Annotated in this window: 15 protein-coding genes; 7 read left to right on the top strand and 8 right to left on the bottom strand. The window is 35.3% G+C overall.

The features are described from left to right. Positions 1-13: 13 nt before the first annotated feature. From IEW94_RS10700 to rsfS, 3 genes are all read right to left on the bottom strand, one after another. Positions 14-622: an LUD domain-containing protein gene (locus IEW94_RS10700; RefSeq protein ID WP_188652804.1), complete on the bottom strand. Its 609-nt coding sequence runs from the start codon at positions 620-622 to the stop codon at positions 14-16. Between the two features lie 116 nt (positions 623-738). Further along, positions 739-2679, bottom strand: a complete 1941-nt coding sequence (gene ftsH / locus IEW94_RS10695; protein WP_188652802.1) for an ATP-dependent zinc metalloprotease FtsH — start codon at positions 2677-2679, stop codon at positions 739-741. A 6-nt stretch (positions 2680-2685) separates the two neighbouring features. Further along, positions 2686-3057 (bottom strand): ribosome silencing factor, encoded by a 372-nt coding sequence (rsfS, locus tag IEW94_RS10690; RefSeq protein ID WP_188652800.1) that lies wholly within the window; start codon positions 3055-3057, stop codon positions 2686-2688. Between the two features lie 98 nt (positions 3058-3155). Here rsfS and IEW94_RS10685 point away from each other — a divergent pair, with 98 nt between their 5' ends. Further along, positions 3156-3887 (top strand): biotin--[acetyl-CoA-carboxylase] ligase, encoded by a 732-nt coding sequence (locus IEW94_RS10685; RefSeq protein WP_188652798.1) that lies wholly within the window; start codon positions 3156-3158, stop codon positions 3885-3887. Here IEW94_RS10685 and IEW94_RS10680 read toward each other — a convergent pair. Both IEW94_RS10680 and pyrE read right to left on the bottom strand, forming a co-directional pair. Further along, positions 3884-4279, bottom strand: coding sequence for an SRPBCC family protein (locus IEW94_RS10680; RefSeq protein WP_188652797.1), 396 nt, complete (start codon positions 4277-4279; stop codon positions 3884-3886). The two genes, IEW94_RS10685 and IEW94_RS10680, sit on opposite strands and share 4 nt — an antisense overlap. 13 nt (positions 4280-4292) lie before the next feature. Then, positions 4293-4937 carry an orotate phosphoribosyltransferase gene (gene pyrE / locus IEW94_RS10675; RefSeq protein WP_188652795.1) on the bottom strand — a complete coding sequence of 215 codons (645 nt, stop codon included), beginning with the start codon at positions 4935-4937 and terminating at the stop codon, positions 4293-4295. Positions 4938-5067: 130 nt separating this feature from the next. Between pyrE and IEW94_RS10670 the strand changes: the two genes are divergently transcribed. Continuing rightward, positions 5068-5649: an NUDIX hydrolase gene (locus IEW94_RS10670; protein WP_188652793.1), complete on the top strand. Its 582-nt coding sequence runs from the start codon at positions 5068-5070 to the stop codon at positions 5647-5649. Between the two features lie 148 nt (positions 5650-5797). Next, on the top strand, positions 5798-7420 hold the full coding sequence (locus IEW94_RS10665; RefSeq protein WP_188652791.1) for a SulP family inorganic anion transporter: 1623 nt from the start codon (positions 5798-5800) through the stop codon (positions 7418-7420). 275 nt (positions 7421-7695) lie between these two features. On the opposite strand, the gene coaD is transcribed toward IEW94_RS10665, so the two are convergent. Continuing rightward, positions 7696-8151, bottom strand: coding sequence for a pantetheine-phosphate adenylyltransferase (gene coaD / locus IEW94_RS10660; protein WP_188652789.1), 456 nt, complete (start codon positions 8149-8151; stop codon positions 7696-7698). A gap of 9 nt (positions 8152-8160) precedes the next feature. Beyond that, on the bottom strand, positions 8161-9144 hold the full coding sequence (locus IEW94_RS10655) for a D-alanine--D-alanine ligase (protein WP_188652787.1): 984 nt from the start codon (positions 9142-9144) through the stop codon (positions 8161-8163). A 215-nt stretch (positions 9145-9359) separates the two neighbouring features. Between IEW94_RS10655 and IEW94_RS10650 the strand changes: the two genes are divergently transcribed. Together IEW94_RS10650 and IEW94_RS10645 are read left to right on the top strand one after the other, a co-directional pair. After that, positions 9360-9917 carry a PASTA domain-containing protein gene (locus IEW94_RS10650; protein WP_188652785.1) on the top strand — a complete coding sequence of 186 codons (558 nt, stop codon included), beginning with the start codon at positions 9360-9362 and terminating at the stop codon, positions 9915-9917. Positions 9918-9919: 2 nt separating this feature from the next. Next, positions 9920-10966, top strand: coding sequence for an RluA family pseudouridine synthase (locus tag IEW94_RS10645; RefSeq protein ID WP_188652783.1), 1047 nt, complete (start codon positions 9920-9922; stop codon positions 10964-10966). Between the two features lie 36 nt (positions 10967-11002). Here the strand turns inward: IEW94_RS10645 and IEW94_RS10640 are convergent, their stop codons facing one another. Continuing rightward, positions 11003-11857: a CPBP family intramembrane glutamic endopeptidase gene (locus IEW94_RS10640; RefSeq protein ID WP_188652781.1), complete on the bottom strand. Its 855-nt coding sequence runs from the start codon at positions 11855-11857 to the stop codon at positions 11003-11005. A gap of 236 nt (positions 11858-12093) precedes the next feature. Between IEW94_RS10640 and IEW94_RS10635 the strand changes: the two genes are divergently transcribed. Continuing rightward, a complete protein-coding gene (locus IEW94_RS10635) occupies positions 12094-12747 on the top strand; it encodes a VOC family protein (RefSeq protein ID WP_188652779.1) in 654 nt (217 codons plus the stop codon). 24 nt (positions 12748-12771) lie between these two features. Further along, the gene (gene yaaA, locus IEW94_RS10630; RefSeq protein ID WP_188652777.1) at positions 12772-13530 is read left to right on the top strand and encodes a peroxide stress protein YaaA; all 759 of its coding nucleotides are present in this window, start codon (positions 12772-12774) and stop codon (positions 13528-13530) included. The last annotated feature ends 23 nt before the right edge of the window (positions 13531-13553 follow it).

Here is a 13553-nt window from a genome sequence, read left to right as displayed (position 1 = left end):
TTGCCCCGTTTTGTTATAGGTCTTCTAAAAGCAGCAAATATAAATTTTTTGAACTACTTCCGTAACTTAAAAAATCTTTTTCCTCTGATGATTTAAAATGCTTGATAGTGGTAATGTTTGTGGGGATTTTTTGTTTGTTTTTAGATTTGATACCACGCAATCCTTCTCCAATGGTTTCAACCATTTGACTTGTTGTAGCAAAAACAATGAAATTTGAAGGGAGTTCAATTAATTTTTTTTCAGCAATTTGATTGGAACTGATTAACAATGAGCCGTCATTTGCTATTAAATTTTCGCAGGTTGTTATAAAAAATGTTGATTCACTAACTCTATCTGTGGTCAATAAATCAACATTTTTAAATCGGTCTTTTAAATTTTGATCAAAAAAATAGGCCTTTTTGTCACCCCAGCTATTTTCATCAATAATGTTTTGCAAACTCTCAAAAATTTCGTCTAAATCTTCGCAATACAGGAATTTACCACCATTAGCTTTAAAGTTTATGGTAAACTTTTCATCTATTGGCAATTTAATCTCTGGCATGTATTTGCCTCGCTCATTTGATTTTAGTTCTTCTTCTTTGTTGTCAGATTTTGAACCAAATATTTTTCTAAATAGACTCATTCAGGGATATGCTATTAACTCAGTTTCTAAAGGGGTTTTTCAAATATAAAAAATCTTAAACTAACCATACGATTAATTTAAGATTTTTGCAATAGCTTTCCAAAATATGGAGCAATTTATTCTTTGACAACTTCGGTTTCTTCTTTATTGAAATCTCGTTTTCCAAATATTTTTTCAAGATTGTCTTTAAAGATGACCTCTTTTTCAAGAAGGACATTGGCTAATTCAGTAAGCTTATCTTTATTTTCTTCAAGCAAATTGATGGCTCTTTGGTATTGTGTTTCAATTAATTCTGAAATTTCTTTGTCTATCAATTCAGCCGTCTTTTCACTATATGGTTTGGTGAAACCATATTCGTTTTGTCCTGAGGAGTCATAATAAGTCAAATTACCAACCTTATCACTTAAACCATAAACAGTTACCATGGCTCTAGCTTGTTTGGTGACTTTTTCGAGGTCACTTAAGGCACCAGTAGATATTTTATTGAAAATTACTTTTTCAGCAGCTCTTCCTCCCAATGCGGCACACATTTCGTCCAGCATTTGTTCTGGGTGAACAATAAGGCGTTCTTCAGGTAAATACCATGCAGCACCTAAGGAGCGTCCCCTTGGCACAATGGTTACCTTAACCAACGGCGCAGCATGTTCTAACATCCAGCTAACGGTAGCATGACCAGCTTCATGAAATGCCACTGCTTTTTTCTCAGCAGGTGTGATGATTTTGTTTTTCTTCTCAAGACCACCAATAATTCTATCAACAGCGTCCAAGAAGTCTTGTTTGTCAACTTCTTTTTTACCATTTCTGGCAGCAATCAAAGCCGCTTCATTACACACATTTGCAATATCAGCTCCAGAAAAACCTGGTGTTTGTCTTGATAGAAAATCAAGATCTAAATCTTTTGCTTTTTTAAGCGGGCGTAAATGTACCTCAAAAATTTCCTTGCGTTCCCTGATATCTGGTAAATCCACAAAAATTTGCCTGTCAAAACGACCGGCACGCATCAAGGCTGTATCTAAAATATCGGCACGGTTGGTAGCGGCAAGTACAATAACATTGGTATTGGTACCAAAACCATCCATTTCTGTCAATAATTGATTCAGTGTATTTTCACGTTCATCGTTACTTCCTGAGATGGCGTTTTTGCCTCTGGCTCGACCAATAGCATCAATTTCATCAATAAAAATGATGGAAGGCGATTTCTCTTTGGCTTGCTTGAACAAATCACGTACTCTGGAAGCCCCAACTCCGACAAACATTTCAACAAAATCTGAACCAGAAAGCGAGAAAAACGGTACTTTGGCTTCACCAGCAACGGCTCTAGCCAAAAGGGTTTTACCTGTTCCTGGAGGGCCTACAAGGAGTGCTCCTTTTGGTATTTTCCCACCAAGTGTTGTATATTTTTCAGGGAATTTAAGGAAGTCCACAATTTCTTGAACTTCTTCTTTGGCACCTTCCAAACCGGCAACATCTTTAAAAGTGGTTTTAACTTCTGTGTTTTGGTCAAATAGTTTGGCTTTTGATTTTCCTATGTTAAAAATTTGTCCACCAGCACCACCGCCAGCACCACCAGACATACGTCTCATGATAAAAATCCAAACACCGATGAGTAAAATAAAAGGAAGTATGCCAACCAACAAGTCTCCAAAGAAATTGTCTTCAGTGATGTATACTGGTGTTAAATCCAGATGGTTTTCTTTAATGACTTCATTCAGTTGGTTTTGAAAAATTTGTAGATCCCCAAATTCAAACTTATAGTTTGGCAGCCTACTAGTTGTGGGCAAAAGGGTGTTGGGAACCGATTTTTTGTGAATTTCTTTTTGCTCTGCTTCTTTGGTAAGATAGACTTTACAAACACGTTTATTGACGATTTCAACACGTGCCACGTCACCATCGGCAACAAATTTAAAAAACTGTGTTGGATTTGTTGTGTTTCCGTCTTGAGAACCCACATTACTGAATAGTTGTATAGCTAAAAACACAGCTATTATAACGCCATAAATCCAATACGGATTGAATTTAGGTTTTTTATCCTTGATATTTTTTTTATCGTTATTCATTCTTTTTTAGTAACTAGTTTCTATTACAGTTGTTTTTGCATCTCCCCAAAGGCTTTCAATATCGTAATATTGTCTGATGTGTTTTTGGAATACATGCACCACAACGTTTACATAATCTATTAAGACCCATTCGGCATTATCTTCACCTTCTACGTGCCAAGGATGATCTTTAAGTTCTTTACTTACTTTTTTTTGTATGGATTTTACAATGGCATTAACTTGTGTATTTGAAGTTCCTTCACAAATTATAAAGTAATCACAAACCGTATTTTCAATCTCCCTTAAATCAAGAATATTAATTTCATTTCCTTTAACATCTTCTATGCCATTTATTATTACAGATATTAGTTGGTCTGCGCTTATATTTTCTTTCGCCATTAATTTGATTTAAATTTTGTGCAAAGTTATTATTTTTTTAGTTCTTTATACTTTAATTTAATCATAAGATTCTATAGCAATATAATAAATAACTTCTAATGCGTATAATCAAACTTAATGCCATCAATTCTACAAACAGTTACTTAAGAAAGCTTAGTACTGAAGATGGTGTTGAAGACTTCACCACGGTTGTTGCAAAACACCAAACCCACGGACGAGGTCAAATGGGTACGGTTTGGAATTCTGAAAGTTCTAAAAACTTGACTTTTAGTGTGTTTAAGGATGTTTCGGAGTTACATATTGAGCATGCTTTTTACATTAGTATGGTTACTTCATTGGCATTAATCAAGGCATTACAGAGTTTTTCAATACCCAAATTAAGCATAAAATGGCCTAACGACATTTTGTCAGAGGACAAGAAAATTTGTGGCATTTTAATTGAAAACGTCATAAAACAAAGCAGTTTAAAAGCGTCAATTATTGGCATTGGGCTTAATATCAACCAAACCGAATTTATAGATTTACCAAGAGCATCCTCACTTAAAATATTAACAGGTAAAACCTTTAATCTGGATGAGGTTTTACATATTGTTTTAAAGCATTTAAAAGAGTATTTAAAACTTTTAAAAAAGGATAAGCACGATATTTTAAAAGACGAATATGAAACCTATCTTTTTAGAAAAGATAAACCTTCTACTTTTCAAGATACTGAAGGAACAGTTTTTTCTGGGTTTATTAAAAACGTATCGGTATCAGGTAATCTCCAAGTATTGTTGGAAGATAATATTGTTAAAGAATTTGATTTAAAAGATATTACCCTTTTGTATTAAATGGATTTAGGAATGCTTGTGGCCAGTGTTTCAATAAATTTACTGATGGGGCCTTTAATCATCATAGCCATCATGGGGTTAAAATCACCGTTAAACGTTAATTGTACCTCGCTACTGTTTTCGCCAGTTTCTGTAATGTCACCAGTTAAAGAGAAGTCTAACTTTCCGCCAGCGGCACCAAGTACAATTTTATTTGGGGGAACAACTTCCTTTTTTTTGAGAATGATTTCGGGCATGCCTTTGAGGGCAAACAAAAAGGTATCATCTTCAAGCAATTCAAATTTACTTATGTTTTCTGGCATAAGTGATTCAAAGTTTTTGACATTGGATAAAAAGTCAAACACCGCTTGAGGAGATTTGTCAACATTTATTTTTGGGGATTCTAAATTCATAATAATTTAATTTTTATTTGGCATTCCACTCACTAGGATTTGAGTTCCAAACCGAAAGTGTGGCTAAGTCTTTTTGAGAGATATAATTGGTTTCCAATGCTTGTTCAAGCAAGCTGTCATAATTGCTTAAGGTATGCAGTGTTATGTTTTCTTTTTTAAAATTTTCAAACGCTACATCAAACCCATAGGTAAAAATAGCCACCATGCCCTTGACGTGCAAGTGGGCTTCTTTCAGGGCTTTTACGGCATTTAAACTACTCTTGCCTGTACTTATCAAATCTTCAACCACCACTACATTCTGCCCAGCTTCTACAAATCCTTCAATTTGATTTTTTCTGCCATGTCCTTTTGCTTCAGGTCTTACATAAATAAATGGCAGTCCCAAGTATTCTGCAACCAACATGCCAATACCAATGGCTCCTGTGGCAACACCCGCAATCACATCGGGTTTGCCATATAGCTTTTCAATTTCCTTTCCCATGGTTTCCCTAATGTAGTTTCTAATGGGTGGAAATGATAAGATGATGCGATTGTCACAATAAATAGGGGATTTCCAGCCAGATGCCCAAGTGAAGGGCTCTTTCGGACTTAATTTTATGGCATTTACCTGCAATAAAACCTCGGCTGTTTGCCTGGCAATTTCTTTGTTAAAAATCATGATAGCAAAATTACATATAAATTTGGTTTTTTGTTCAGCTTGATTATCAATAAAAATATTTTTTTCAACAATTGCTGATTTGTAATGAAAAATGATATTTTTACCACATACTAATGGTTAAACGCAAAGTATGTATAAAGTTTTTGTCAACGACAAACCAATCATTTTAACAACAAACGTTGAGCAAGAAACCAATTTTAAGAATTATTTACTTAATACAGTAAATATAGGAAAAGTCATCAAAGAGTTGAATACAACTTCTATAAAAGAAGCGCGCCTCATCCATAAAAACAAGGATAAATTACTTAAAAAGTTTTTAAAGAAATTACCAAATGTAATAGCAGGTGGCGGAAAAGTTTACAATGAAAAAGGCGATATTTTATTTATTTACAGAAATGATAAATGGGATTTACCCAAAGGCAAAACAGAAGGTAAAGAAACCATAGAGGAAACCGCCATTAGGGAAGTTACCGAAGAAACTGGTGTAAGCGGTTTAGAGATTGTTAAGCCATTGGATACCACCTACCATATTTTTAAACGGAACGGTCGCTATAAAATAAAAGTTACCTATTGGTTTGAAATGACCTCTACTTTTAATGGAAATTTGTACGCCCAAGTAGAAGAAGGCATCACAAAAGTAGAATGGCTCAATAAAGAACAAACCAAAGAGGCCCTTGAAAACTCCTATGCTAATATCAAGGCTTTAATTTGAGTATCTTAAAGCTGATACTGAAAAATTCAATTTAATAATGAGCAAATCGCTCAATTTCAAACGTTTTAGTGGTAATTTATTCAATTAAAATGGTTGCGCCTTGCCCATCGTTACATAAACTGTAAATTTGCACCTTCAAAAAATTGCCATGACAGAATTCATCAGAAAGCAAACGGCCAACGCCAAAAACGATATTTTAAGTGGACTTACGGTTGCTCTAGCGCTAGTGCCAGAAGCCGTTGCTTTTGCATTTGTAGCAGGGGTAGATCCATTGGTTGGCTTATATGCTGCCTTTATGATTGGTTTAATCACCTCTGTTTTTGGTGGTAGGCCGGGTATGATCAGTGGTGCAACAGGCGCATTGGCAGTGGTCATGGTGGCTTTGGTTGCCGAAGGAAATGCCATGGGTGCCGAAGGTGAAAACCTTGGGTTGTACTACTTGTTTGCAACTGTTATTTTAATGGGAATTATACAAATGCTCGCAGGATTTTTCAAGCTGGGGAAATTTGTGAGACTGATTCCGCATCCTGTGATGATGGGATTTGTTAATGGCTTGGCTATTGTCATATTTTTAGCCCAGTTAAAAATGTTCAAGGTTTTTGACGGCACTGATTTTGTTTGGATGCATGGAACCCAACTTTACACCATGATTGGACTTGTTCTTTTGACCATGGGCATTATGTTTTTATTGCCTAAACTCACTAAAAAATTACCAGAAGCTTTAATGGCTATTTTAGTCGTGTCTGCCATTGTTATCTTTGGGAAATTGGATGTGGCTACTGTTGGAAGTTTTATAAAAGATGGAGGCGGAGAAGGACTTAAAGGCGGATTACCGCATTTTCAATGGGATATTTTCAATAAGGTGCCTTTTAACTTGAAAACCTTATGGTTTATTGGGCCTTATGCATTGATATTAGCTGCTGTAGGATTGATTGAATCTTTAATGACCTTAAATTTGGTTGATGAACTAACTGAAACACGAGGCGATACCAATCGGGAATGTCTCGCTCAAGGAGGTGCCAACATCATCACCGGATTATTTGGTGGTATGGGCGGTTGTGCTATGATTGGCCAGTCATTGATTAACATAAAAGGAGGCGGTAGAGGCAGACTTTCTGGAATAACAGCAGCATTGGCTTTATTGACATTTATTTTGTTTGCTTCTGGGTTGATTGAAAAAGTGCCTATTGCAGCATTGGTTGGCGTGATGTTTATGGTTGTTATTGGTACGTTTGCGTGGAGTAGCTTTAGAATTTTGAATAAAATCCCGTTGAGTGATGTCATTGTTTTGGTCTCTGTATCAGCCTTGACCATTATTTTTGATTTGGCCATCGCGGTCATATCTGGGGTGATTATGAGTGCCTTGGTATTTTCTTGGGAAAATGCCAAACGTATCAGGGCGCGTAAGCGGATGCGCGAAGATGGCACGAAGGTTTATGAAATCTGGGGACCGTTGTTCTTTGGGTCTATCATTGCTTTTAATGATAAGTTTGATGTGAAAAATGATCCTCAAAATGTTGAAATAGATTTTGTGGAATCACGTGTGAGTGACCATTCTGCCATTGAAGCCATTTTTAATTTGGTGAACAAATATGAGGCAGAAGGCAAATCAATAAAATTAAAACACTTAAGTGAGGACTGTAAAGTGCTATTGTACAAATCCAATCCTAAATTTAGGGAAGTGATTGTTGAGGCTGTTGATGATCCACGATATCATTTGGCCGAAAACCCGGAAGCGTTTACCAAAGGATTGGCAGAGTATAAACTTTAAAAAAGAAAGTTTTATTTTAGGTATAACTCTTTAAAATATTGAAGACGAGTACCAGGAATTATTATCTTCCAAATGTCTTTTTTAGGAATGATATTCTTCTGGGCAAGGCGATATCCGTCTAAATAAGTTCTGTAAATAAAAGCGTAGAAGAAAAGCAATAGTACAAATGTCAAAGAGTTTATGATATCAACTTTGACTAACCAAATAATTAGGAAAATTGGTGCAAATATGAGGATGTAATAAACTGATAATTTTTTCATATTTATGTTTTTAAATCATTTTACTCTTACGCTATCAGGAACCAATTTGGTGTAATCGCCATTGTTTCTTATTACATCCCGCACAATACTGGAACTTATAAAGGAAGTCCTTGCGGAGGTCAGCAAAAATACGGTTTCAATTTCTGAGAGTTTTCGGTTAGTGTGGGCAATGGCTTTTTCAAACTCAAAATCGGCCGGATTGCGAAGGCCACGTAATATAAAAGGCACGTTTAAATCCATACAAAATTGAACGGTCAAGCCTTCATAAGTAACCACTTTTACTTTGGGTTCGTTCTTAAAGGCATCTTCAATAAATTGTTTGCGCTGTTCTAAAGAGAACATATAATTTTTTTCGGAATTGATTCCAATGGCCACAATCACTTCATCAAATAATGCCACGCCACGTTGTATGATATCGTAGTGCCCCAATGTCAGCGGATCAAATGATCCTGGAAAAAGTGCTTTCTTCATAACTTAAAATTACGATTTTTTATTCAAAGCTTCTTCAATAGCATTATCAAATAACGCACTTAGGCTAATTCCAGCACAAGCGGCCTGTTGTGGTAATATGCTTTCACGGGTCAATCCCGGTACCGAATTCACTTCTAATAAATGCGGGTCACCATCTTTAAAAATAAACTCGCTTCTTGAAAATCCGGTCATTTTTAAAACGTCGTAAACTTGCTTGGCTACTTGGTTTACCTTGCGTTCTTGTTCTTTGGTCAATCTGGCGGGAGTTATTTCTTGCGATTCACCTAGGTATTTTGCTTTATAGTCAAAAAAATCATTGTTGCTTACTATTTCGGTAATAGGTAACACTTTGGTTTTACCTTTATAGGTTATCACACCAACAGACACTTCGGTGCCATCCAAAAACGATTCAATGATAATTTCATCATCTTCCTTAAAAGCAACATCAATAGCTTTCAGTAAGTCTTCCTTTTTATACACTTTTGAAATGCCAAAACTGCTTCCGGCCTTGTTGGCTTTCACAAAACAAGGCAATCCTACTTTGTTGATAATTTCATCTTCGTTAATGGCATCGCCCAAATTCACATAAAACGATTCAGCCGTTTTAATGCCATAAGGTTTTAACACACTTAAACAATCACGCTTGTTAAAGGTTAAACTGGCTTGGTACATGCCGCAACTGGTATGGGGAATGTTCAATAATTTAAAATAACCCTGCATAAAACCATCTTCTCCTGGAGAACCGTGAATAGCATTAAACACACAATCAAACGTGATTTTAGCATTGTTTACCGTAACTGAAAAATCGTTTTTGTCTATTGGAAATTCAACATTATTGGCGTCAACATAAACCCATTTATCTTTAAAAATATGAATTCTGTAAGGAGTATATTTTGATGGGTCTAGAGTATCATATACCACGTTTCCGCTTTTTAGGGATATTTCATATTCACTGGAATAGCCTCCCATAATAATAGCTATGTTTTTTTTCATGTGTTCAATACAGGCTTAATTAAAATATATACCACAATCAATCGTTTTGTAAAAATATCATTTATTTGTTCCAAAAGATAGCAGAACGAGCAAATAATTATAAATTAATACAACCAATTTGGTTTTGTAAAACGTACATATCAAAAACAGAAATTAAACGATTTAAATGATAGAAACATAAATTTGTTTAGTTTTGTTAAATATTTTGACCAGTCATGAGCCTAATTAAATTTCTTACCAGTAAAACGTTTTTTAAACAAGTTCTGTTAGCCGTTGTAGCCTTAGTGGTGTTGTGTTTTATCCTTTTAAAATGGTTGAATATAACCACCAATCACGGAGAATTTGAAACCGTTCCCAATTTAACGGGCAAGTCTATTGATGTAGCCAAAATAGAACTAGAGCAGAACCATTTGGTTATGGAAATACAGGATTCAGCAAATTTCAATCCTAAATATCCCAAGTTTTCAATTATAGAACAAGATCCTATACCGGGCGCAAAAGTTAAGGAAGACCGAAAGATTTATTTAACGCTCAATCCTTCTGGTTACAGAAAAATACCGGTGCCCGATTTAAAAGAACGTACTTTAAGACAGGCAAAACCAACGCTTGAGGCCATAGGATTCAATTTAGGAAAACTGACTTATGTTGATAATATTGGAAAGGACATGGTGCTAAAAATGATGTTTGAAGGGAAAGAAATCAAGCCAGGCGATATGTTGCCCAAAACATCAAAAATAGATTTGGTTCTTGGCAACGGAAACAGACCAAATTAAACATGGACAACACAGAACTTAATGTGCCCGAAGACGAAAATGATGATCTTTATGAGCATTATGCCTTTACAGTAGAAAAAGGGCAGTCACCACTTCGTATTGATAAATATTTGATGAACCGGATTGAAAATGCCACCCGGAACAAAATTCAGGCTGGGGCCAAAAACGGCAGTATTTTTGTCAATAACATTCCTGTAAAATCCAATTATAAAGTCAAACCTTTTGATGCCATCAGGGTATTGTTTGCGCATCCACCATATGAAAACTTGTTGGTTGGTGAAGATATTCCTCTAGATGTGGTTTACGAAGATGATACACTTTTGGTCATTAACAAACCGGCGGGCATGGTAGTGCATCCCGGACATGGTAATTATTCTGGGACTTTAATCAACGCGCTTATTTACAGGTTTGATAATTTGCCCAATAACTCTAGTGAGCGCCCAGGATTGGTCCATAGAATAGATAAAGATACCAGTGGGCTTTTAGTGATTGCCAAAACCGAGCAGGCCATGACCAACTTGTCATTGCAATTTGCAGAAAAGACCAGTGAGCGCGAGTATGTGGCGTTGGTTTGGGGTAATATGGAAGATGATGAAGGCAACATTGAAGGAAATATTGGACGCCATCCAAAAAACAGATTACAAAACACTGTTTTTTTTGGGGACGAAGCCGATAAAGGGAAACCAGCCATTACCCATTACAAGGTTTTGGAGCGTTTGGGATATGTAACGTTGTTGTCTTGTAAACTGGAAACCGGACGTACACACCAAATACGGGTGCACATGAAACACATAGGCCACACCTTGTTCAATGATGAACGTTATGGAGGCGATAAAATATTAAAAGGTACCACCTTTACCAAGTACAAACAGTTTGTGGACAATTGTTTTAAAGTGTTGCCTCGTCAAGCCTTACATGCCAAAACATTGGGCTTTACGCACCCAAAAACGGGAAAGTTCATGCAATTTACTTCTGAAATTCCTGAGGATATGCAACTATGCATTGAGAAATGGCGAAGCTATTCAAAGCATCAAGAGTTGGAAGAGTGATTTTTTGAGATCTGTTTTAATGGTCTTGTGTATGATTTAAAACTTTTCATTAATAGCTTTTCTCCAAAAGTAAATTCCAAAGACGCATGTAACAATTGCAAACATAATTCCGTTTTCACCAAGCCAATGTTCAGTTCCTTCAATGTTCATAGTTAGGGGAGGCATTATTTTTTGAATATACACATTGCTCACTGCGTGAAAAATAACTGCTGGCCAAAGACTTTTAGATTTAAAAGTGTAGTATGTCATAATAAATGACATAGAAATAATTACGATAAAGAAAGTGGTAAATTCTAATAGCATATTGTTACTGTAATATACCAGCAGTGGCCAATGCCAAGCAGCCCAAATGAATCCACTAAAAATAGATACTCCAGTAAATGAAAGTACCTTTCTCAATTCATAGATAAAAAAACCTCTCCACCCAATTTCTTCTCCTAAAGTTGTTGCTGAGGCTCTTATCACTTCTATTGTACCTAACAAAATAATAGCTATGATTGTTATTGCCGTTGGATTTAATGTTCCTATTCCAAACAATCCAAGTTCTTTTCCCCAATATGTGATAGCTTCTTTATTAGCTATATCTCCAAATCCTAAAATCCAAATCAGTAAATAAGTGATTAATCCATATAAAGCAGGAATTATATAAGATAATCGGATGTATTTCCACTTTCCCCAATTCCAATTCAGAGATGAAACTTTACGACCCTTTATTTTTAAGGTAATGATTGCTGCTATTGCAGGACACCACATTATTGCTCCAACATATATTCGTGAAGGATATAAATTTACTATGGCATAATGAAAAGGAGAAGTGAGAATAACAACTAATACAAGAAACAAAATGATTGTTTTCCACGTTTCTTTTCGTTCCGATGATTTTTCTAGCATATTGCTTTAATGATTGGCTTGTTTATGGAAGACGAAGATATAATGGCTTTGTTACATTGTGCCGAACTAATATCATATCAATCCGTTTTAATGGTTTGTATCTAACTTTGAACGAAGTTGTTCTTTTTTTTGACAAAATCAATTTAAAGAATGTCAATAAAATCCATTTATTCTAACATAAAATAAATCAGTTTAAACAATCAGAATTAAAAGAATTTCTTGTGTAATTTTGGGTGATGACAATTCAGGAAATCACATTATTTACCAGTGATATTCAAAAGCAAAAACAGTTTTACAAACAGGTTTTAAATTTTGAACAGATTCTTGATACGCCTGAAAAAATAAGTTTTAAAACGGGAAAAAGCACCTTAATATTTCAATGTAAACCACAAACAAAACCGGCACATTTGGCATTTAATATTCCTTCTAACGCTATTTATGATGCCCTTATTTGGTTAAAGCAACGAATTGAAATATTGCCTTTTGAAGGTGAGCCTATTGTTGATTTTAATGGTTGGAAAGCCAAGTCTGTTTATTTTTATGATACAGACCATAACATTTTGGAGTTTATTGCCAGAGAGCGTATCAATATAGAAAGTGATACGGCTTTTAACCCAAACACCATTCTGTCTATTAGTGAAATAGCTATGGTTACAGACCATATTGAACCTTTATTTGAAACCATAAATAGCATAAACCCAATTAATGTGTTTGATGGCGATTTTGATAGGTTTTGTGCCTTGGGAAATGATGAAGGCTTGTTTATTATGGTTGATAAAAATAAGAAAACCTATTTCCCAACCATGGAAGAAGCCTTTACATCAGATTTTATAATTAAAGGCGATTATAACTTTAGTTTTGAGAATGGCAAAATAAAAGAAATATCGTAATTTAGATACCTCAAAAAAAGATCTATGAAGTTAGTGTTATCCCCAGCAAAATCGCTTGATTTTGAATCTCAAATACCAAATGCAGCAGTAACCGAAGCCCAGTTTTTAAAAGAATCTGAGCGTATTAATAAATTGCTTAAAAAGAAATCGGCAAAGAGTTTATCAAAACTCATGAACATATCCGATGCATTGGGCCAATTGAATTACCAGCGCAATCAAGCGTGGCAATTGCCTTTCACAACAGACAATGCCAGACAAGCCATTTATGCCTTTAGCGGCGATGTGTATAGAGGTTTGGATGCTTATACCATTCCCACAGAAAAATTAGATAAACTAAACAATACCGTAAGAATCATTTCTGGGTTATACGGGTTGTTAAGGCCTACCGATTTAATTCAGCCATATCGTTTGGAGATGGGAACCAAATTGCCCGTAGGAAAGCACAAAAATCTGTATGCTTTTTGGCAAAAAACCATTACAAATGCGTTAAACCAAGAACTTGAAAAAGATGAGCTGTTTTTGAATTTGGCCAGTAATGAATATTTTAAGGCTATTGATGTAAAGACTTTGAAAGTTCCTGTTATCACAGCCACGTTTAAGGATTTTAAAAACGGCGACTATAAAATCATTTCCTTTTTTGCTAAAGAAGCACGAGGCTTAATGGCGCGTTACATTATCGATACCAATGCCAATACATTAGATGATTTAAAAGGGTTTAATTATGAAGGGTATAACTATAGTGAGCCGATGTCCAGTGATACCGAATTGGTGTTTATTAGATAATGCCTACTTTTGGTAATATTTTA

Source organism: Yeosuana aromativorans (assembly GCF_014646655.1).
Lineage (GTDB): Bacteria > Bacteroidota > Bacteroidia > Flavobacteriales > Flavobacteriaceae > Yeosuana > Yeosuana aromativorans.
This window is presented reverse-complemented; position numbering and strand designations above follow the sequence as displayed.